The organism is Acetonema longum DSM 6540 (assembly GCF_000219125.1).
GTDB classification, from domain to species: Bacteria; Bacillota; Negativicutes; order Sporomusales; family Acetonemataceae; genus Acetonema; species Acetonema longum.
On the sequence record NZ_AFGF01000118.1, the window covers coordinates 1 to 21,289 of the forward strand.

Genomic DNA, 21,289 nt, shown 5'->3' on the forward strand with positions numbered 1-21,289 from the left:
GGTTCGTCTTTTTCATGTGTGTTATGCGTGGAATGGCCATGATCCCTTTTCCCTTGTTGATTTATTTTGGATATCATCACATAAGAAGTGGCTTCATGACCCTCGTGGAAAAGCTATTAAGCATTTTGAAACGAAGATGGAGCCCCGTCTTGACTCGAATCAAAAGGTCGCAGGTTCGAATCCCTCCAGTTTCTTTTTGTTGCTTTAAATGCTAAAATAAGGATGGAATATTGTGTGCATACCCTGAAGGGAATTGGAACTGCCGATTATTTATATCTAGGAGCGGAAACAGAGGTATCGAAATGGAACCTGCATTTTATAGTTATTATTATTTTTCAATAAGAACTAACACCGCATTATAAACATGATCTGCACCTGAAGCCAAAATCTATTTTACATATTATTCCATAAAATTTCAAGGGATTTCCGTAAATCCCTTTTTGTCATTTATATAGCAACTTGACAAACGCAAGTAAATAGTTGGAAACTAACGGAGGAATAAGATGTTTCGTAATCTTTTTAATAAATCCGATACCGATATAATCACAATAAAGACAATCAGCGGCCATCAGGCAGATTGGGGAGGCGATGGTATTGTTTTTTATGTGAAAAACGGAAAAGGTTTATTGTCCGCTAAATATGGCTATTTGGAGAATGATGCACTAGCCACTTTGGTTTATGGAAACACTCCGCTAATAAAATTCCACGGAGATGGTCCATATTTTTGTCCAACCTGCGAAAAACTTGTTGCGGCGGGCTATGGGCTGAATATGGGCGATCAGCAAGTCATAGCCGAATTGCGGGATGTCCTGAATCGCAAATTTGTTTCATTGGGGGAGTCGCTGGAAAGCCTTAAACCCCTTCTGGGACTGTTGCCAACAGGATATTATGCGCTTGTTGATACAGAACTGTGCCCTACCAATGGCAATGGGGAATTCTTTTGGAAGCTAAATAATAAACCGACCTATAATAAAGCATCTTTCCCTATATATGGCGGAGACGGCCTTTGGAGCGCAGGAATACCATATTATATTTTGCCGACACAGCCACCAAGCCTCTACAATCCTCAGCAGGCTGAGTTTTATAGAAAAAATGATGACTATAGGGCAGTTGCTTATCATTTGGAAGGATACCTGTGTGCTTTGCTTGACGGGCATCATAAAGCGGTGGCTGCGGCGCTGGATAAGAAAAAGATTAAGTCACTGGTGATCATCCCGGCAAGTTCGGTGTGGGAAACAAATAAAAAACAGAATATCAAAGGCGGAATATCGATAAATGGCATAATTCTGAATGAAGATGAGCTGATTACATCTGTAACCGATATTATGAAATTGTGGAAACTGAATCAATTAAATAAAGTAGAAACGGAAACATATTTATCATTGATAAACGATGATTTTGATAAGAACTATGAATGGTCCCAGGAGATACTGGAAGCAGAGACGATTTTCCCGGATGCATTGACCGTTGCAAGAATACAATGGGCAGGAGATCTATCGGATAAAAGGTTGAATGGAATATTAAGAAATGAAGAGCCCTTATCTGATAAGGATGGCTTGAATATTGCAACAGCTTTATATTATTCAAAAAGCCTCCGGTTTAAAGAAATGGCATTTTATTTCTGTAGAAACTATTCCTTTGTGCTTGTTTGGCATAAGATTTATGAATTGCTTGCTAATATAAAAGATGAAGAGATAGAGGACTTTTTTGTAGATTACCTTATACAGGGTGATAAGGACCATCCTGAAGTAAAGAAAATCATCGATCATTATTTTTCAAATGAGCGGTATGATACAAAAGTAAATTGATGTACCGCCTCATAAAAGCAGAAATGACAAAAGGAGTTTTATGAGAACGCAGATTGAAAAGTTGCATTCTGCAGCAAGAAAGTACTGTATAGAAAGAGGTCATTACTGGCGTAAGCAGTATTTTAAATTGATTGAGAGCGACGGTAGTCATAATATGGGGTCTTACAGCGATGATGCATTGAAATTATTTCCTCGATATAATTGCCTTGACGCAATATTAATTGAAGTAGAGAAATTCACTCTTGAGGATTTTTCAAGTTTTTTGGAAGCGAAAGAGTTGATTATTCTGGCGGGAAATACCGCAGAAAGTATATTTACCAGATCACTAAACACCCTAGCTAAACGAGTAATGCAACAAGAAAGAGAAGCTTTTTGTGAATTCATTCATAGTCTTAACCAGGAGCAGTTAGAAACTATTGAGCCGCTTTTTTATAGAAGAGTACTTACTGAATCAGCAAGTCAGAAACTTTGGGCTATATTACTGGAGAAATGGGATATTCAACCTAAGAGTTATTGGTATCCCTTAAGGAATACTTCAAAAAATGATATGATGGCGTTTCAGGAAGAATCATTTGATGTTGAGTTTGGCATTGAGAATCTTAGGCGTATACTACAAAAACATGATATTCAGCATGTATGGACTCTGACCGAATCTGGGCCGGAATATGAACTCACTGTTTCAGTATTTGAACCGCTCTACTGTCACACCGGAGTTGAAACTTACAGTTTTTCACAACGAGCAGACTGGGTCATTTATGCTTCGCATGAGGAGTCTATAACCATTGGCGGGAAATGGCTTATCGATGAGATTAAGGCTAATTGGCCTCACTGGGAATGCTTCGTTTGGAAACCGACATTGGAAAATGCACAATAAATGCAGTTGCCACTCACTGAGAAAAAATGGATGTTAGAGGTTTCCTGCCCGCGGATTTCATGACAACCATTTAGATGGGTATAAAAGGGCCCCTGAATAAAGGTGATGTTTATGGACGGACATTTGACAAGAGAAGAGCAAAAAGAAATCAAAAAGAGATTGAACAATCAATATCAGCAGTTAGAAAAACTTGTGAATGAATGGGACCCGATTGGTCTAATTCGTGGAGGAGCACCCAAGGATGAATACGATTGTTTAACTGCACAGTTGTTGGCGTTATTGCATGAAGGGAAAAATGCAGAAGAACTCATGAAATTTATTATTACTGAATTAGATGAACACTTTGGATATGGGTTAAGCAATATTAGAGAAGATTGTCACGATAAGTTCTTAAAAAAATGCAGTGATGTTAGTGTAAAAATTGTCGATTGGTGGGGCAATAATAGTGATGACCAGGGTAACGTGAACCAGAAGTGAGCAAGTATATTTGACGGGGAGCGGACGATGAAATCGGAATTAACGAAAATCCCCGGCATCGGAAATAATATGGCGGAACATTTGATTAAGGCAGGTTACCCAACCATTGAATCGCTGAAAGGCAAAAGCCCTGATGACGTTTACGCCGCCGACTGCGCCGCGCAAGGCGTGATCGTGGACAGATGCGCGCTGTATTGCTACCGTCTGGCGTTGCATTATGCCGACCACGGCGGGCAACTGCCGCCTAATAAGCAAAATTGGTGGGATTGGAAGGGGTAATTCCAATATCAAACTGGCCCAATTAAAAGGAGAATTTCTGTTGCACCATTATGATGAGGAGGATGAGCTGTTTTTCATTGTCAAAGGGAGCCTATTCTGGGGGATTTGATATGTTAAATAAAGCTATAATTATCGCCACCGGTGCGCATGCCGGACAGTTAGATAAAGCAGGAGCACCGTATATCTTTCATCCGTTACGGGTGATGATGGCGGGAAACAGCGAAATTGAACGCATATGCGGAGTTTTACACGATACCATTGAAGACAGCGATATTACTTTGGAGTTCCTGCGCAGAGAAGGTTTTTCACCGGACGTACTTACCGTTTTAGACTGCGTGACAAAACGCCCCGGAGAAAACTACGATGATTTTATTGCCAGAATACTTGAGAACAAAACCGCATGTCGCGTTAAGCTTGCCGATTTACATGACAATATGGATTTATCAAGAATTAAAGATCCTACCGAGAAAGATAAGGTGCGCGTAGAAAAATATCGTAGGGCTGCCGAAAGAATATACGATGTTTTGTCGATAAGCTCTAACTTAAACGACGAACAATTATAAAATTGATGGTTGTGGTCAGATAGATATTCATTCATTTTTGCCGAAAGCATAATACTACAATAGAACATCCTGTCAAATTTTCAATGTTCTTTGACAAATTTGGCAGGATTTCTATGTTCAGACTGAAAATATATTAAAATATCGCCTCCACACAGGCGGAATGAAAAACAGCGGAATTCAAGCCGGGAAAATCACTCCGGTCTCTGGTCTTACGGAAAGGGATTGAGTCGATGCTGACAGGAGAAGTACGAAACAAGGTTGATAAAATATGGACGGATATGTGGGCGGGAGGTATCACCAATCCACTGACGGTAATTGAGCAGCTTACCTATTTGATGTTTATCCGCTCCCTGGATGAAAAAGAGCTGGAAACGGAAAATTTTGAAACTGTCAGCGGGGAAGTCCTGCCGAAACTGTTTCCGCAAGATGCGGACGGCCAGGCGATGCGCTGGAGCAAGTTCAAGAATAAAGATTCCCGGGAAATTTATGAGATTGTCGGTACCAAGGTGTTCCCGTTTATCAAGGCAATGAACGGAAAGAACAGCTCGGCATTTTCCCGTTATATGCAGGATGCCATGTTTTTAATTCCGACGCCGCAGGTGCTGCAAAAGATTGTCACCGGCCTGGATGAGCTATATGAACATGACATCAAGGACCTGGATATGCAGGGCGATTTATACGAATATATGCTTGGCAAGCTGGCCACGGCAGGGCAAAACGGGCAGTTCAGAACGCCGAAGCATATCCGGGATATGATGGTGCAGCTGGTGGCCCCGGCGCCGGGCGACAGGATAGCCGATCCTGCCTGCGGTACGGCCGGCTTTTTGGTTTCGGCGGCCGAATACATCAGAACCTGCTATGAAGACCAAATGACTGCCGAACAATGGAAACACTTCACCGGTGATATGTTCACCGGCTATGATACCGACCGGACCATGCTGCGCATTTCAGCCATGAACCTCATGCTCCATTCCATTACCCGGCCCCATGTGGACTATGTGGACAGCGTTTCCAAAAATAACGCGGTTGCTGCCGAATTTGACGTGATCCTGGCCAATCCGCCCTTTACCGGCACGGTGGATGCGGAAGGCATTCATGATAATCTAAAGGCCGTATGCGACACCAAGAAGACCGAGCTGTTGTTTGTGGCGCTGTTCTTGCGCATGCTGAAAAAAGGCGGCCGCTGCGCCTGCATCGTGCCCGACGGCGTACTGTTCGGCAGCACAAAAGCGCATAAGACACTGCGCAAAGAGTTGGTGGAAAATCACCAGCTGCGAGCGGTCATCTCCATGCCTTCCGGTGTATTCAAGCCCTATGCCGGTGTTTCGACAGCGGTATTGGTGTTTACCAAGACCGGGGCAGGCGGTACGGATAAGGTATGGTTTTATGATATGAAATCGGACGGCTTTTCGCTTGACGATAAACGTACGAATTTAGGTCATGAAGGAGACATTCCCGACATTATTGCCCGCTTTAGTAACCTTGCCGGGGAAGCAGACCGCAAACCGACGGAGCAGAGCTTCTTGGTGGATAAGGCGGAGATTGAAAAGAACGACTATGATCTTTCCATCAACCGCTATAAGCAAACCGAATATGAAAAGATCGAATACGACGCCCCCCAGGTGATCATGACACGGCTGGATGAGCTCAGCCTTGAGATAGGCTCCAAAATGGAGGAACTGAGGGGGCTTATCGGTGAGTAAGTGGGAAATGGTGAAATTAAAAGAGCTTGCAACGGTGGTCTCAGGCTCAACACCTAAAACATCGGTATCTACGTACTGGAACGGAGAATACAATTGGATAACCCCTGCCGAACTTAGTGAAGATACTTCCATAATAAACGAAACTCAGAGGAAAATAACCAAACTAGGTGTTGATCATACTGGTTTAAAATCATTTCCTAAAGGCACAGTATTGTTATCCTCCCGGGCACCTATTGGAAAAGTAGCCATTGCAGGAAGGGAGATGTTTTGTAACCAGGGATTTAAAAATTTGATATGTAGAGATGAACTTCATAACAAATATTTATTTTGGTTTTTAAAGGGCAAAACATCTTTTTTGAATTCATTAGGTAGAGGCGCAACGTTCAAGGAAATATCTAAAGCAATTGTTGAAAATATTATTATCCCCCTCCCGCCCCTCGAAGTACAAAAGAAAATTGCACAAACTCTTGGCGCCGCATCGGAACTGATCGCACTTCGCAAAAAACAGTCGGCGGAACTGGACAACCTGATTAAGTCCATTTTTTACGATATGTTTGGCGACCCTGTGATTAATGAGAAGGGATGGGAAAAGAAAAAAGTAAAAGAAGTATGTCAAGTTAAAATTGGACCGTTTGGAAGCCTATTGCATTCAAATGATTATATTCAAGGCGGAATTCCGCTTATTAATCCTAGCCACATCATTAAGGGGAAACTCTGTGCAGACAATATGTTAACAATAACAGAGGAGAAAGCTCAAGAACTTGCTCAGTATAGAATGGAAAAAGATGATGTCGTTATGGGAAGACGTGGGGAAATAGGCAGATGTGCTGTTGTTACTGATAAACATGATGGATTTTTATGTGGAACTGGCAGCTTATTTATGAAACCATCGCAGAAATTAAATTCTGTGTATCTAATGCAGACGATCTCTTCAACGCAAATGAGGAGCGTCTTAGAGAGGGCTGCTCAAGGTATTACTATGAAAAATCTTAATTCTACCATTGTAGAAAACATAGAAATCCTATTGCCCCCCCTCTCTCTCCAAACCCACTTCGCCACCATCGTCACCAAAATCGAAGAACAAAAATCCCTTGTACAAAAAGCAATCGACGAAAGCCAATCCCTCTTTGACAGCCTGATGAGCCAGTATTTCGAATAATATTTGAGGTGACCAGATATGCCTGCAAATTTCGATTTTTTACAGGAAAAAGCCGAATATCAGCTCTTTTCACCGGCCGCCATCGAAACCGAGCGGGTGCTCGCAACCTCTCCCGCCATGGCGGCGGTTGGGGCCAGAAAAGCGCTGGAGCTGGCGGTGAAATGGGTCTACTCTGCGGACAACACCATTTCCATGCCTTATAAAAACAATTTGCAGGCCCTCATCCATGAGCCTACCTTCCGGTTTGCCCTGGACCACAGGACCTGGGGCAAGCTGCCATATATTATCAAGCTGGGCAATCTGGCCGTACATACCGAAAAAGCGGTCAGCTTTAACGATGCGGTCCTGTCTTTAAGCGGACTGTTTGAATTCATCCAGTGGATTGATTACTGCTACGGCTCGGACTACGAAGAACGCCGCTTTGACGAGCATGCCATACCACAGGGGAAACCGGCCATTGACGACAGTATCATCAAGCAGAAGGATGCCGAGATCGAAAAGCTGCTTGCCCAGATTGCCGAGATGAGCGGGGCGCTGACGGCTCAAAAGGATCAGCACAAAGAGGAACGGGAGTTCAACCCGGAGGATATCTCCGAGTTTCAAACCCGCAAGCGCTATATTGATGTGGATTTACAGCTGCTGGGCTGGATCATTGGCGACGATGCCAAAGAAGAAGTAGCGCTGGCGGGTATGCCGAACAGCACGGGAACCGGTTCGGCGGACTATGTGCTGTATGGAAAAGACGGCTTGCCGCTGGCAGTGATCGAAGCCAAGCGGACCTCAAAAGACCCGAAGATTGGTACACATCAGGCCAAGCTATACGCGGATTGCCTGGAGCGGATGACTGGCAGGCGCCCCATCATGTTTACGACCAATGGATTTGAAACCTATATCTGGGATGACTGCTCTTCGCCGCAAAGGCAAGTCAGCGGCGTATTTTCCCGGGCCGACCTGGAAAAGCTGATGAGCCGCAGGACGCAGCGCAGGAAATTAACCGCCATCGACATCCAGGACCGGATTACCGACCGGTACTACCAAAAGGAAGCCATCCGGGCTGTCTGCGGCAATATCGATTCAGGCCACCGCAAATCCCTGCTGGTCATGGCGACAGGAACCGGTAAAACCAGAACCGCATCCAGCCTGACCGATGTGCTGTCACGGGGCGGGTATATTACCAATACTCTTTTTCTGGCGGACAGAACAGCGCTGGTGAGACAGGCCAGGGACGACTTTAAAACCTATCTGCCGGATATGTCTCTTTGCAATCCGCTCAACGGCAAGGAAGATAAAAATGCTCGCATCGTGTTTTCCACCTATCCCACCATGCTCAATTCGATCGATACTGCTAAGAGCGAGAAGGGCGGCAAGCTCTTTACGCCGGCGCATTTTGACCTGATCATTGTGGACGAGGCTCACAGGAGCATTTTCAAAAAATACAGGGCCATATTCGAGTACTTTGACGCCTATGTGGTAGGATTGACGGCAACGCCTAAAACGGACATCGACCGCAACACCTATGAATTTTTCGAAATGGAAAACGGCGTGCCGACCTATGCCTATGACTATGATACCGCGGTCTACACCGATAAAGTGCTGGTACCCTACCATAATATCGAGGTGCGCACCAAATTCCTGGAGCAGGGCATCGCCTACGACGAGCTTTTGCCGGAGGATAAGGCGCGGTATGAAGAGGATTTCACCGATGAGGACGGCGACATGCCGGACTTTGTTCCTCCGCCGGCAATGAATGAGTTTATTTTCAATCAGGATACAGTGGATTATGTGCTGGAACATCTGATGACCAAAGGCCAAAAGAGTGCCGGCGGCGACAAGCTGGGGAAAAGCATCATCTTTGCCGCCAATCACAGGCATGCAGTGTATATCGAGGAGCGTTTCAATAAATTATATCCGCAGTATAACGGGCAGTTTGCCCAGGTTATTGACAATAAAACAGCATATGCTCAGGACCGGATCACCGATTTTAAGGCAGCTGGTAAGCTGCCGCAGATTGCTATTTCGGTGGATATGCTGGACACCGGCATCGATGTACCGGAGATTGTGAACCTGGTATTCTTTAAACGGGTCCGCTCCAAAACAAAATTCTGGCAGATGATCGGACGCGGTACCAGGTTTTGTAAGAACCTGTTCGGTGCTGCAAAAGACAAACAGTGCTTTTATATTTTTGACTATCTGGGTAACTTTGAGTTTTTCCGCCAGAACCCGCAAGGGATAGAGTCCCGTGATACGGAAAGCATCACTGAGTCGATTTTCAGTAAAAAAGTAAGACTGATTCACCGTCTGCAGGATTCCGCTTTTGCCGCTGAAGCCTATCAACTTTGGCGGACCGGTTTAATCGAAGGGATCGTTTTACAAATACAAGCCCTCAATCCGGAACTCGTATCGGTCAAAATGCAATGGCAATATGTTGAAAAATACAAAGATCAGGCCGCGTTTGTATGCCTGTCCGATACCGATAAGCGTAATCTGATCTTGTATCTGGCGCCCCTTGTCTATCTGGATGATACCGATGAATACGCCAAAGGCTTTGACAATCTGATGTACGGCATGATGCTTGCGCAGATTGAGGGTTTGCCGCAGTTTAAAAAAGGGAAACGGCAATTAACCGATATTAGCGCAGGCCTGGCGAAACGGATCAGCATCCCGCAAGTCAAAGAAAAAATTGAGCTGATCCATTCTATCCAAACCGATGAATTTTGGCGGAATGCGGATTTATTGACACTGGAAACGGTCAGAGCGGCCCTGCGGGATTTGATTAAGTTTATTGTGGATGCCGGCGGGCGGAATTCGATTTATACCAACCTGGCCGACAGCATTCTCGGAGTCAGGGAGGGCGAGACGATCTATCCTGCCTATGACTTTGAGGATTATAGGCTGAAAGTGAACCGGTATATCGAAGCGAACAAGGACAACCTCGCCATCCATAAACTCCGCAACAACATTCCGCTGACAGCAGCCGACTACGAAAGCCTGGAGTATATTTTGACCGGTGATCTCGGCTCCAGGAGCGACTACGAGCAAGCCTTCGGGGATACGCCATTCGGCTTATTGGTGCGTAAAATCGGCAAGCTTGAATACGATGCCGCCATGAAGGTGTTCTCCGAATTTATTAATGACCAGGCGCTCAGCCAGGCGCAAATTGTGTTTGTAAAAAAGATCGTGGACTATATCGTTCAAAATGGCTATGTAGAGAATATGGCTGAATTGATGAAGCCGCCTTTTGATAAGCCGGTTAGCTTCATGAAGCTGTTTGATAAGACAAAGCAGCAGCGCATTATGGAGTTGGTGACCGGGGTGAGGGAGAATGCGGTACGGGTTATAGGGTAGCCGAGTTTAATTTTATTGGATGGTACTACTATTTTAAAGGCCGGAAGAATCGTTTTACTCGGGCATTATCTAAACATTGGCTTTGCTGTCCATAGAAATTTTAGGCTCTGGCTAATTCAAGTCAAGAACCGTCACTGAAACCACTCTGAAACCACTATAACTTCGTCGGCGGAAATATTTTACAAACTAGAGGGACGATCATCGAGTTGCCAAATTGAAAGAGTAATTGGTAGTTTGTGTGGGGTTGTAACGAGAAGTTGACAAAAAAGGACCGTCCGAAACCACTGAAAAAGTCGGTAAAAAGAGCATTTCGCATGGTGTAAACCCTTGATTTATGAAGGGTGACATTTCTAAAATCGGGGTTTTTCAGTAGTTTCACACAGCCTAACGTCCCCGTCCGTCCCCTCCCTTATAAAACTACACACGAGGAAAGACATGGAAAATAGTGGATTGTTTTCAGATATCATGTGTCGAAAAAACGCTCTTTTTCGTTGTAATCAGCTATTCCCTTTGCTATAATAAAATATAATTATGGGATTGTCTTCCACTTCCTGCTTTTTGCGAAAGGGCAAGTGTTTTGAATAGGGGAGAGAAGTATGGATAATACCCCGATACTAAGCATGATGAAAAAATGCGATATTCTGTTTGAAAATGAAAGCATTTCAAACGGTCTTTTAATTTCGACCTTTTCTTACTATATGTCTAGTTTAATGCACTCTACAAAAAAGGATAGTGGAATCATTTATCATACCGGTTCATCCATATTCGATTTATTGTTAACAACTTTTGCCGCACTGTCTTGCCTTGTCTATGATGAATTAACACCACAAGAATTGGTTGCTTCACTTAATCCTGGCGATATTATTATTTACAAGGATAGGACAAGAGCCGAATTTTTAGGTATCGATGAAAAAGGGTTTGTAAAAATTCAATATGGGTCAACTAAAGGGAAATATCAGTCACCAATTACTGAGACAATTTCCCCGGCATCCTTTTACAAAATCAAGCCATACCAAGGCGAAGCCACTATATTAGATGGGCGTGGTATCCTGAATGACTCTAAAGCTAAGATTGATTTTTTGCAATCCGCTTTTGAAACGGAGTTATCTGATATTTCGAGTGTGACTAAAAAATCTGTAGTAGTTGTAAGTAGTCGAGATTTTGCAGATACCTTTATCAATAATATTAGAATTCGTTATGATGGAACAGAGTCCGTCTGTATAACCGACTTGATGCCCGTATCATATTTTTCGGAAAATAAGGAATACCCCTATCGCGGTAATCCTGGTAAAAACAATCCCGTTCTCAGATTTACAAACAAGGTTTCTGTAGCCAGAGATCAAGTATACGCAGATGAAGAAAAAAGTATTTTCGCCATTGCTGTTCTAGGCGGGCAGATTGTCAAGAATGGTGAATCTGAACTGCCTGATTTACTTAATAGAAGAAGTCTCAAAAAAGCTTTCATATCCGTACCTATTATTGACGGCTTCGATAGTCTTTGCGAGACCTATACAGATGCGACTGTTTTTGCCTGTACGAAAGATATGCTATTATCCAGTTCATTGCCAATTACTCCCCAGGGCCCTCTGACCCTTGAAATCGAAACGCAGATTGCAAATATTTTAGACAGAGAAATTATTGAATACGATGCGGACAGTATTATTAATTCCGAAGAATATCGAGATTTTCGTCATAATATTCAAGCTGTTCGTCACCATGTTCAGAATGATGATTTAATAGATAGGCTTATTATTGAAAGCTATTCTCTGGTGAACTATCTTTCAAATATCACTTTTCCTCTAAATATGGTTGAAGCCAAGCGGCAAAATATAGAGATTGTATTTCCATCGGCATCAGAAAAGATCACTTTTATAAAAAGCGTCATCGAAAATTACGATGGTGTATTAGCTACCCTGTTATTGAAAATTTCCGATATTCTTGATAAAGCGTATCGTGCAGTGGAAACTAAAAACCCAAAAGAAGCCCTATTACTGAAAGCATTGTATAATGCGCTTGAAAGCGGGACTGTACTGGTGTTGGTTCCAAAGTCGTATCATGTGGATATCCTTAAGTCACTTCTGCCGACGGATATCAGCGCCAATACCCAATTATACATAAAAACTATAGGGGCTTTTGATCATAAGGGAAGTTATGATTCCGTTCTGTTTGTTGGGTGTTTAGGAACAAAGCGATTTTCAATTTTCTCTGTCTTTGTTTCACCCATAGTAAAGTGTCTCTTATATCCACACGAAAGACCCCTGTATGATTATCAAAAAAAAGCGTATGCTCAGAAGGAAGCAAAACTTAATAATCGCTCCGCTATAAAATATGATTTCGGAAATGTTGACGAAGAAGAGGCAATACAAAATGTAGAAATTCTGGATGATTTTGAGATTGAAGAATACATAGATGCCATTACTATAAAGACAGCATTACAGACCATCTCAAATACGGTTGACGGAGTAACTACAAAGGCCGATATTGTTCGGGTTGCTACAACTACTGATGGGGAATCCGTTTTCTTCACAAAATATTACACTCCATATATTTTTGACCGCGATCAAATGACTGTTACAGAAAGCACTGTAAAAGATATCAATGCCGGCGATATGCTTCTATTTACCAAAAATAGCGACCAAACAAAAGATATCGTTGAGGAAATCATAAAAAAACTTGCTGTTTCAAATGAGCAAATCAATGAAGCTTTTCGAAAATCAAAGCATTGGAAGAACCGTCTGTTAAAGTACAAACAGGAAAATAACCTTTCATTTCAAGATTTATCGGATGAGATGAAAGCATATGGAACACCTAAACACGCCGTTACTTTAAGAACCTGGCTAAATCCTGAAAGTCGAATAATTGCGCCTAGAGAAGAAGGTTCTTTTTACCAAATAGCACTTATCTGTGAAGATGAAGAAATGATGTCTTCTCCGGAAGCTTTTCACGAGGCGTGCAACACAATTCGCAGCTTGAGAATCAGAATCCTAAAACTCATTGGCCAAAGTGTTATTAAAAACTATCAGCACGCATCTGAAAATGTTTCATTCCTGTCAAGTATTGTAAGAGATGAGCTTGACGCCTTATCCCAAATTGTTCAAATTGATGCTATCGCAGATGTTTGCGATGTACAAGTTTCCGTCACCTATGCAAATCGTCCTTATGCTTTATAGAGAGGAGTGGCTTACATGACCAAAGCGGAAATACAACAGCAAACATATGCCGCGCGCAATGTTCTGATTAATGAGGTGCGGAAAGAATTGCTTGGCCCCGGATCGGAACATTCGATACCGGACGAATCGCATGAGATAATAACCGACTTACCGGAAGTACGTTATTCTGTTGGAATATTATTTCCGCAAAAAGAAAAGTACATGGCCGACAATGATGATAGCGCCAAACCAAGTGAAAATAATATGGATACAGATGATGAAGACAATGAAGACGATATTTGTCTTTCATCGGAGCCGGTCTCTCAAAGTCGTCAAGAAGCGGTTAATATCCCGGACGAAGAATCTTTAGATGAAGAAATAAGCCTGTCTTCACAAAATATGCCGTCTTCAATGGGGTATACTTTTTTTGTTCGAGGCAATAGCAGTCATATATTTGCTAATATTCAATTCGGCACATACAAGAAGGCCAGGTTGGCTGATTGTGCGGTTCCATTTAAGCTTGCTGCCGATGATAGCTATGAATTACCGGTTCAGTTTCGATCTTATGCTGAAATAGATCGGGCGAATAAGCTGCTAAGGTTGATTCAACCGCTTCAAAAAAAATATGTGTACCAGTCATTTAACAATTATGAAAACCTAACAGAAGGTGCAGCGCTAAAAGAACCGCTTATCACACTTTGTAATCAGTTGGGGCGAAATGGATTCGTGAGAATCCCCCATGATGTTAATATTGATATTGATTTTACTCCGGCAGACTATGTTGATCAAAACCATGATTTAGACGGAACAAGTGCAAAAATAACTGCGTTAAGAAAACAGATCGCACCGGATGTTTTCTCCATAACGATAATGATGGTCAATGGCGCTTCTGGAAGTTATAATGGAATGAATTCTATTTTTCAGCCACAGATTAAAGTTATAGCATCGGAGGAGTCCCCTTATCGCTTTTGTGAGTATACCGGGCTTGCTAATGAAAACTCCCAAGATGAAGAGGAACTTTCTTTAGCTCTTCTATACCGAAATAAAAAAGTATATGGCACAGGACACGGTACATCTGTAAACTGGAATATTGATAAAAATGGGTTAGGCTATATTGTCACTGATTTTTTTCCGCAGATCGAGGTGCCACAAATGGATTTTGGTATTGCCGATTCCTCAGTGGATCAAAAGTGCCTTTCGATGAAATATTTGTCCGACTTAGATTCTGCGGCTATGACAGAAAAAATTGCTGCAATGAAAGCACTTATCAATTCATATTCAGCATGGATAGATAAGCTGTCCAAAATGAGTAAAAACGAAGAAGAAGTGGCGGTTGCCTTTCAAGCAAAGGCAAAGGCGCATATTGTCGATTGTAAAGACGCTTGTGACCGCATGAATATGGGACTGCGCCTTTTAGAAGAAAATCAAATGATTTCACAATCATTGCAACTGGCAAACCGGGCAATGTTTATGCAACGTATCCATCTTAAACTTCAAGAAGTTGATAAGTATCCCGGCGATATCGAATTACAAGAACACATCAAAGCCTTAAACTATTATGACGAAAGTAATTCATATTTTTGGAGGCCGTTTCAGTTGGCCTTTTTGTTGATGAGCCTCCAATCAATTGTAGACCCAAATTGTAAAGAGCGAGATATAGTAGACTTGATTTGGTTCCCTACCGGTGGCGGCAAAACTGAAGCATATTTAGGGCTAACTGCTTTCACCATCTTCTATCGACGATTAGCTTTTCCTGATACCTCCGGCGGAACAACTGTGATTATGCGCTATACATTACGCCTTTTAGCTGCACAACAATTTGTGCGTGCGGCAACACTTATATGTGCATGTGAGGCCATTCGAAAAGATTCATTATTGAAAAAAAAGTATCCCGTTTATCCACTGGGATCGGAAGCTATTTCTATCGGACTGTGGATTGGCGGCGACCATACCCCCAATAAAAATGGTAAAGCAAAAGAGCATTTCGATAAGCTGTGGAATGCGAAAGATGCTTTCCAGCTAAAGTATGCGAAAGACCAAAATAATAAGTTTCAAATATTGAAATGCCCTTGGTGCGGAACAAAAATGGTAAAGGATGTAAGAGCAGATAAGAAAGTGGTTGGGGAATGGGGTTATCGTCTAAGAAACAACAAACACTTTTATCTGTGTTGTCCCCAAGAAGATTGCGATTATAAAGACAAATTACCGATTCAAATAGTCGATGAGGAATTGTACGATTCGCCACCTACCTTGCTATTTGGCACTGTGGATAAGTTTGCAATGCTTCCTTGGAAAAATGATGTCGGATCATTCTTTGCAACGAACTCGAATAACCGTACCCCGGAACTTATCATACAAGATGAGTTGCATTTGATTTCAGGTCCGTTGGGCACTATGGTCGGATTGTACGAAACCGCAGTAGATGCGCTATGCTCGGCCAAAGGAGTTAAACCCAAAATTATTGCTTCAACAGCTACTATACGCAGAGCGAAAGAGCAATGCTCGGTGCTATATAACAGAGAAGTACGACAGTTTCCCCCATCCGGGCTAAATGCTGATGATTCGTATTTTGCGCGTGAAGCCAAGCTTTCCGTTGAAGAACAAAAATATGGACGTATGTATATTGGCATCATGCCGTCGGGAAAAACAAAAGCCATGATGGAAATACGGGCTATTGCAGCAATTTTACAGCGTGTCGATATGATGCAGCTTCCAGATGAAGTAAAAGACAAGTTCTGGACTTTAGCAATATATTTCAACAGCCTCAGAGATTTGGGCAAATGCCGCACAATGATTGATGATGATGTGAAAGATTTTATCAAGAGAACGGCGTATCGATTTGGTGTAGGTCGTGGCAGAACGATTGCCGAAGCCTCTGAGTTAACAAGTAGGATTTCCACATCAGAACTGAATGAAACCTTGGAAAAATTAGAGCGGCTTGAATATTCAAAAGAGAATCAAGACAATAGAAAATGGGCTATTCATACATTGCTTGCCACAAATATGATTTCAGTTGGGGTGGATGTGGCTCGATTGAATGTCATGCTCATAGTAGGGCAACCGAAGCTGACGAGTGAATATATACAGGCTTCAAGTCGCATAGGACGTTCCTATCCCGGAGTCGCTATCACGCTATACGATGGAACAAAGAGCCGAGACCGCTCTCACTATGAGCAATTCAAATCCTACCATGAATCGTTCTATCGTTTTGTAGAGCCAACAGGAGCAACGCCCTTTTCAAAACCTGCTCGTGATAGAGCATTACACGCGGTCATTGTTTCTATGGTAAGGCATTTGTATGGGCTTTCAAGTGACCCGGATGCGGCGACGTTTGACCCTGAATATCTGCAAAGCGATTTAGCGGAAATGCGGACCTATATTCTTAAAAGGGTAAATGAAATCAATTCTCGAACATGGAACGATCTCGAAGACGATACCGCTGAGATTGAAACTCGTATTAATGAAATAGTGACGGCTTGGTATGATCGTGTTAAAATTGCAGGTGGAGAGAATTTCTATTACGGGGATCGCTTTATGATGAAGGCTCCTGCTGCGGGCCAAAAAAGGCTTCTAAAAGTCTTTGGAACTTCGGCTGGTGATCCGGCCTATGAAACCATGACATCTATGCGAAATGTCGATCAAAGCATTGCCGCCAATATTTTGGTTTGGGAGGATGAATTATGAGCAATATGCTTTCTCCTAAAGACAGAATCGTTTTTGCCAACCCATCCGAGCGTATTAAGTATAATGTGCGAAGCTCTCAAGCTATTCTCCAATATGGCGTAGGTGCTATGGTTGATTTTCCCGATCAAACATTGATGACGGCTGCCCCTGAATACTGGGCGGATAAGGTAGTGCGGATTTACGATGAGCGTTTGCAGCATGTACTTAAAGTGGATTATTTTGGCATGCCTGGTGGTAGCGATGAACCACAATTTCGAGAAGGGATTTCATATGTTCGTTTCCCGCAATGGTATTTCTGCCCTAAATGTCGCCGCTTTCAACCAATTAAGCAATGGTATAAAGAATATAAAAAGAAGTCCGCAGCCAAGAAGTTAGACAGTGATCCTTACATGAAAACACCGCGATGCCTCGAATGTCGGCAAGACCTTGTGGCTGCACGTATTGTTATTGTATGTGCGCATGGCCATATAGATGACTTTCCATGGATAGAATGGGCTCATCGCAGAAATGCTGGAGGTGCTAAAAAAGTATGTGACAACCCACAGCTTACTTTTAGCACTGGAACAACTGCAACGGCGGGATTGGAGGGCATTAGTATAAAGTGCACCAACTGCAACGCAAAAGCGACACTTTATGAAGCTTTTGATCCAACTATCTTTGACCGCCTAGATGAGCGGGATGGAACCGATACATTTGTATGTAGTGGTAACCAGCCATGGAAACATCATTCGGTCATTTGTGGGGCCCATCCTCGAGCTATGCAAAGGGGTGCTTCATCGGTATATTTTCCTAAAACCGTGAGTTCCTTAGTGATTCCGCCTTACTCCGATCATCTAAGTAGTTCTATAGAAAGGAGTTCGGGGTATTCCGACTGTCAGATTAAAATTGCCGGATATAAAGAAGAAGAAAGTTCCGATGATGATATCAATGAGCGCATTAAAAGGCAATTAGATAAATGGGCCTCTACTATTGCGGCGCAAATATTGGAACCGCCTGCAATAATTAAACCCATATTAGAAAGAAAATTGCTGCTTCACTCGGAAGAAGCGGACCCAAACTATCAAACAGATAGCGTAAAGTATAGAGCCGAAGAATTTGATGCACTTACCGGTTTAGTGGCAAAACCAAGTTTAGATACGGATGATTTTGTACGAGAAGATATGGATATTAAAAAATATGAGATTCCCGGTTTGAAAAGCGTGTCTTTGATACATAAAATCCGTGAGATACGTGCTTTAACCGGCTTCACTCGAATTAATCCCCCCGGTTTATCCGATACGGGAAAAGATACACTCGGTTTTGTGTCGGTAAAAGAGCCGGAAACCTCCTGGTATCCTGCTTATGAAGTTCGCGGAGAGGGTATCTTTTTAGAGTTTAATAAGAAAGAATTAGACGATTGGGCTGCATATCGGCCGGTTATTCAAAAAAGAGCACGTGAAATAGAAGGCAATTATTTTGCCACACTTATGGGCGAAGTGATTCCCAGAAAGGTATCACCTCAGTTTGTTTTCTTGCATACTTTGGCGCATGTTTTAATCCGGCAACTTAGTTTCGAGTGCGGGTACACCGTTGCCTCCTTGCGAGAACGGATTTATTGTGCATCAGAGGAAGACGGAAAAGAGATGGCCGGCATATTTATTTATACTGCCTCCGGAGATTCGGAAGGAACATTAGGCGGATTGGTGCGCCAGGGAAAACCGGATGCACTACCTAAGGTTTTTAAAAGAGCCGTTTTAGGTAGTGTTATATGTTCCAATGATCCGGTTTGTATCTCTACGGAACAAGGACAAGGCCGTGATGCCTTAAATCTGGCAGCTTGTCATGCCTGTTCCTTGTTGCCGGAAACAAGCTGCGAGGAATTTAATGTCTTTCTTGACCGTGGGATGCTGATCGGAACATTTGATAATAATGATATTGGATTTTATAGCGAATGGGTTGCAAATACATGACCGGGTGATAGAAATATGCTTGGATACACGGCTGTTGATTTATTTTGTGGCTGTGGCGGCATGACGGAAGGACTCCGGCAGGCAGGTTTTCATGTTATTGCCGGAATTGAGCTTGATGATAATGCTGCGTCAGCTTATAAAATGAATCATGAGGACAGTACAGTTTTATTTCATGAGAATATTCTTGATGTCAATACCGATGATATCGCAAAGCTGCTGAAGGGAGAACCGTTGTCTCTTTTAGCGGCTTGTCCGCCATGCCAAGGTTTTTCTTCTCTGAGAAGAAAAAACAAAAAAGGGGCAGTAAATGATCCGCGAAACAAATTAATCCATCAATTTTATCGATTTGCTGATGAACTGCGGCCGATTACTATTATGCTCGAAAACGTCCCTGCGCTTTCTGAATATGACGATTTTAAAGAAGTGGTCAAAAAACTGGCGGGATTAGGATATTCTCTTGATCATCAAATAGTAAACGTAGAAAGGTATGGCGTTCCACAGCGAAGAAAACGATTGGTATTACTGGGTTCACTATTAGGCAATATTCAAATTAAGCAAGGTAGTAATACGCTGGTCACAGTAAGAGCTACCATAGAAAATTTGGAAAGCCCCGAGGATACCTCTGACCCGATTCACAAAATATACCCGACCCATAAAGAGAAGATTCAGAGACAGATCGAGATTACACCACATGACGGTGGGAGCAGAAGTGATTTGCCGGAGGATTATCTTCTAGAATGCCATAAGAAACCCGGTATTGGATTCAAAGATGTATATGGCCGATTGCGTTGGGACAGCGTGTCATCCACAATAACAGGAGGATGTCTTAATCCATCAAAAGGACGGTTTCTACATCCGGTGGCGAACAGAACGCTAACTGCACGAGAAGCGGCGTTATTACAGACATTTCCATCTAACTATAGATTCCCCATCGATATTCGTAGAAGTGCTCTCGCATTGATGATCGGGAATGCTTTACCACCTGAATTTTGCAGACAACAAGCCCAATCGGTGAAGGAACATTTGGATGTGATTTTCATGCCGGACATTTTTGATAAAGAGAAGCGATCACAGATCATGAGATCTGTGAAAAACAAGGGCACAAAACAAGAATTGATTATTCGGGAGTTATTGTGTTCTCTTGGCTTTGGTCAATATCGTCTTTCTACTTCTCAGTTGAGATGCGCTCCGGATATTGTTTATCCCGGTAGAAAAAAAGCCATCTTTGTTAATGGGTGCTTCTGGCATGGTCATGACTGTCAGCGCGGAACGTTACCTTCTAGTAATCGTGAGTTTTGGGAAGAGAAAATTTCAAACAACAAACAGCGAGATAACATAAATTACCAGGAAATAGAATCACAAGGATGGTCTTTCCTTGTGATTTGGCAATGTGAAATCAAAAGAAAGAATATGACCAATTTGGAGGAAAGGATAATTATTTTTATGCAAAGCTAAAGATGTGGAGTGATGCACCCCCAATATTAGATTGTCGTCAAATTCAATAGTCTTGTCCAGTACTGGAGTTTCATTAGCCACGGAACTGGTCCCCTTACGTTTATGCAAGATAGTATTTAAAAAGAATAAGCAACTTTAATAAATTTAACTAGTATTCCACCAATTTAGTAAATAGAAGTAGTCGTCATCTTCTGGAACTGGTAAACTGATGCCAGGTGATGAAAATGAATCAAAAATACATAGTGACACTGACAGAGGCAGAACGCAACAGACTGAAGGAACTCATCCGGAAGGGAAACACGCAGGGATATCGTATAAAACATGCACAAATTCTTCTCAAACTGGACGAGATCCCGGAAAACCAAAGCTGGACCTATCAGAGAATCAAAGAGGCCTTCAGCGTCATGCCGCACACGATCAGTCAGATCGCCAAGCGCTTCGTAAGCAAAGGATTGGAAGCGGCGTTAGGGAGAAAAGAGCAAGCCAACCGGCGTCGCAAAGTGGACGGCAACGTAGAAGCACATATCGTGGCTATTGCCTGTTCCGCTCCGCCAGAAGGGCGCGAACGCTGGACCTTACAGCTGATCGCGGATGAGCTCGTACGCCTGCAGGTGGTGGAGAGCCTCTCCGACGCTGCAGTGTTGAATATTCTGAAAAAAACGAACTTAAACCCTGGCAAAAGAAAGAATGGTGCATTCCTAAAGCCAGCGCGGAATTCGTAGCCCGCATGGAAGATGTCCTGGGAACCTACAGCCGTCCTTGCGATCCGCTGCGCCCTGTCGTCTGCCTGGACGAGACCAACCGCCAGCTCATCGAAGAACGGCAGATTCCCGCGGTTCCCGGC

General features: G+C 42.9%; 14 protein-coding genes. All 14 read left to right on the forward strand.

The features are described from left to right. The coding region (locus ALO_RS23185; RefSeq protein WP_004096469.1) for a hypothetical protein at positions 1-208 on the forward strand (208 nt) is incomplete at its 5' end. Between the two features lie 295 nt (positions 209-503). Then, positions 504-1,808, forward strand: coding sequence for a hypothetical protein (locus tag ALO_RS12505; protein WP_004096473.1), 1,305 nt, complete (start codon positions 504-506; stop codon positions 1,806-1,808). 40 nt (positions 1,809-1,848) lie between these two features. Beyond that, positions 1,849-2,682, forward strand: coding sequence for a hypothetical protein (locus tag ALO_RS12510; RefSeq protein WP_004096476.1), 834 nt, complete (start codon positions 1,849-1,851; stop codon positions 2,680-2,682). A gap of 111 nt (positions 2,683-2,793) precedes the next feature. Continuing rightward, on the forward strand, positions 2,794-3,159 hold the full coding sequence (locus ALO_RS20950; protein ID WP_004096478.1) for a hypothetical protein: 366 nt from the start codon (positions 2,794-2,796) through the stop codon (positions 3,157-3,159). Positions 3,160-3,186: 27 nt separating this feature from the next. Further along, positions 3,187-3,438 (forward strand): helix-hairpin-helix domain-containing protein, encoded by a 252-nt coding sequence (locus ALO_RS12520; RefSeq protein ID WP_004096480.1) that lies wholly within the window; start codon positions 3,187-3,189, stop codon positions 3,436-3,438. Between the two features lie 110 nt (positions 3,439-3,548). Next, positions 3,549-4,001 (forward strand): bifunctional (p)ppGpp synthetase/guanosine-3',5'-bis(diphosphate) 3'-pyrophosphohydrolase, encoded by a 453-nt coding sequence (locus ALO_RS12525; protein WP_040293365.1) that lies wholly within the window; start codon positions 3,549-3,551, stop codon positions 3,999-4,001. 230 nt (positions 4,002-4,231) lie between these two features. Further along, positions 4,232-5,704: a type I restriction-modification system subunit M gene (locus ALO_RS12530; RefSeq protein ID WP_004096487.1), complete on the forward strand. Its 1,473-nt coding sequence runs from the start codon at positions 4,232-4,234 to the stop codon at positions 5,702-5,704. Continuing rightward, positions 5,697-6,863, forward strand: coding sequence for a restriction endonuclease subunit S (locus ALO_RS12535; RefSeq protein WP_004096489.1), 1,167 nt, complete (start codon positions 5,697-5,699; stop codon positions 6,861-6,863). The genes ALO_RS12530 and ALO_RS12535 overlap by 8 nt, the downstream gene beginning before the upstream one ends. 18 nt (positions 6,864-6,881) lie before the next feature. Beyond that, positions 6,882-10,208, forward strand: coding sequence for a DEAD/DEAH box helicase family protein (locus ALO_RS12540; protein ID WP_004096493.1), 3,327 nt, complete (start codon positions 6,882-6,884; stop codon positions 10,206-10,208). 596 nt (positions 10,209-10,804) lie between these two features. Continuing rightward, positions 10,805-13,378: a DrmE family protein gene (locus tag ALO_RS12545; protein WP_004096496.1), complete on the forward strand. Its 2,574-nt coding sequence runs from the start codon at positions 10,805-10,807 to the stop codon at positions 13,376-13,378. A gap of 15 nt (positions 13,379-13,393) precedes the next feature. Beyond that, the gene (locus ALO_RS12550; RefSeq protein ID WP_004096498.1) at positions 13,394-17,041 is read left to right on the forward strand and encodes a helicase-related protein; all 3,648 of its coding nucleotides are present in this window, start codon (positions 13,394-13,396) and stop codon (positions 17,039-17,041) included. Further along, positions 17,038-18,990 carry a DUF1998 domain-containing protein gene (gene drmB, locus ALO_RS12555; RefSeq protein WP_004096500.1) on the forward strand — a complete coding sequence of 651 codons (1,953 nt, stop codon included), beginning with the start codon at positions 17,038-17,040 and terminating at the stop codon, positions 18,988-18,990. The genes ALO_RS12550 and drmB overlap by 4 nt, the downstream gene beginning before the upstream one ends. Before the next feature lie 15 nt (positions 18,991-19,005). Beyond that, positions 19,006-20,445, forward strand: coding sequence for a DNA mismatch endonuclease Vsr (gene vsr / locus ALO_RS12560; protein ID WP_004096502.1), 1,440 nt, complete (start codon positions 19,006-19,008; stop codon positions 20,443-20,445). A 224-nt stretch (positions 20,446-20,669) separates the two neighbouring features. Continuing rightward, positions 20,670-21,167, forward strand: a complete 498-nt coding sequence (locus ALO_RS12565; RefSeq protein ID WP_004096505.1) for a helix-turn-helix domain-containing protein — start codon at positions 20,670-20,672, stop codon at positions 21,165-21,167. Positions 21,168-21,289 lie beyond the last annotated feature (122 nt).

Bases quoted from the DNA above. Each gene is read 5' to 3' on its own strand.
- ALO_RS12520 (WP_004096480.1), top strand. From the start codon at position 3,187: ATGAAATCGGAATTAACGAAAATCCCCGGCATCGGAAATAATATGGCG.
- ALO_RS12550 (WP_004096498.1), top strand. From the start codon at position 13,394: ATGACCAAAGCGGAAATACAACAGCAAACATATGCCGCGCGCAATGTT.
- vsr (WP_004096502.1), top strand. From the start codon at position 19,006: ATGCTTGGATACACGGCTGTTGATTTATTTTGTGGCTGTGGCGGCATG.
- ALO_RS12530 (WP_004096487.1), top strand. From the start codon at position 4,232: ATGCTGACAGGAGAAGTACGAAACAAGGTTGATAAAATATGGACGGAT.
- ALO_RS12565 (WP_004096505.1), top strand. From the start codon at position 20,670: ATGAATCAAAAATACATAGTGACACTGACAGAGGCAGAACGCAACAGA.
- ALO_RS12525 (WP_040293365.1), top strand. From the start codon at position 3,549: ATGTTAAATAAAGCTATAATTATCGCCACCGGTGCGCATGCCGGACAG.
- ALO_RS12510 (WP_004096476.1), top strand. From the start codon at position 1,849: ATGAGAACGCAGATTGAAAAGTTGCATTCTGCAGCAAGAAAGTACTGT.
- ALO_RS12540 (WP_004096493.1), top strand. From the start codon at position 6,882: ATGCCTGCAAATTTCGATTTTTTACAGGAAAAAGCCGAATATCAGCTC.
- drmB (WP_004096500.1), top strand. From the start codon at position 17,038: ATGAGCAATATGCTTTCTCCTAAAGACAGAATCGTTTTTGCCAACCCA.
- ALO_RS12505 (WP_004096473.1), top strand. From the start codon at position 504: ATGTTTCGTAATCTTTTTAATAAATCCGATACCGATATAATCACAATA.
- ALO_RS20950 (WP_004096478.1), top strand. From the start codon at position 2,794: ATGGACGGACATTTGACAAGAGAAGAGCAAAAAGAAATCAAAAAGAGA.
- ALO_RS12545 (WP_004096496.1), top strand. From the start codon at position 10,805: ATGGATAATACCCCGATACTAAGCATGATGAAAAAATGCGATATTCTG.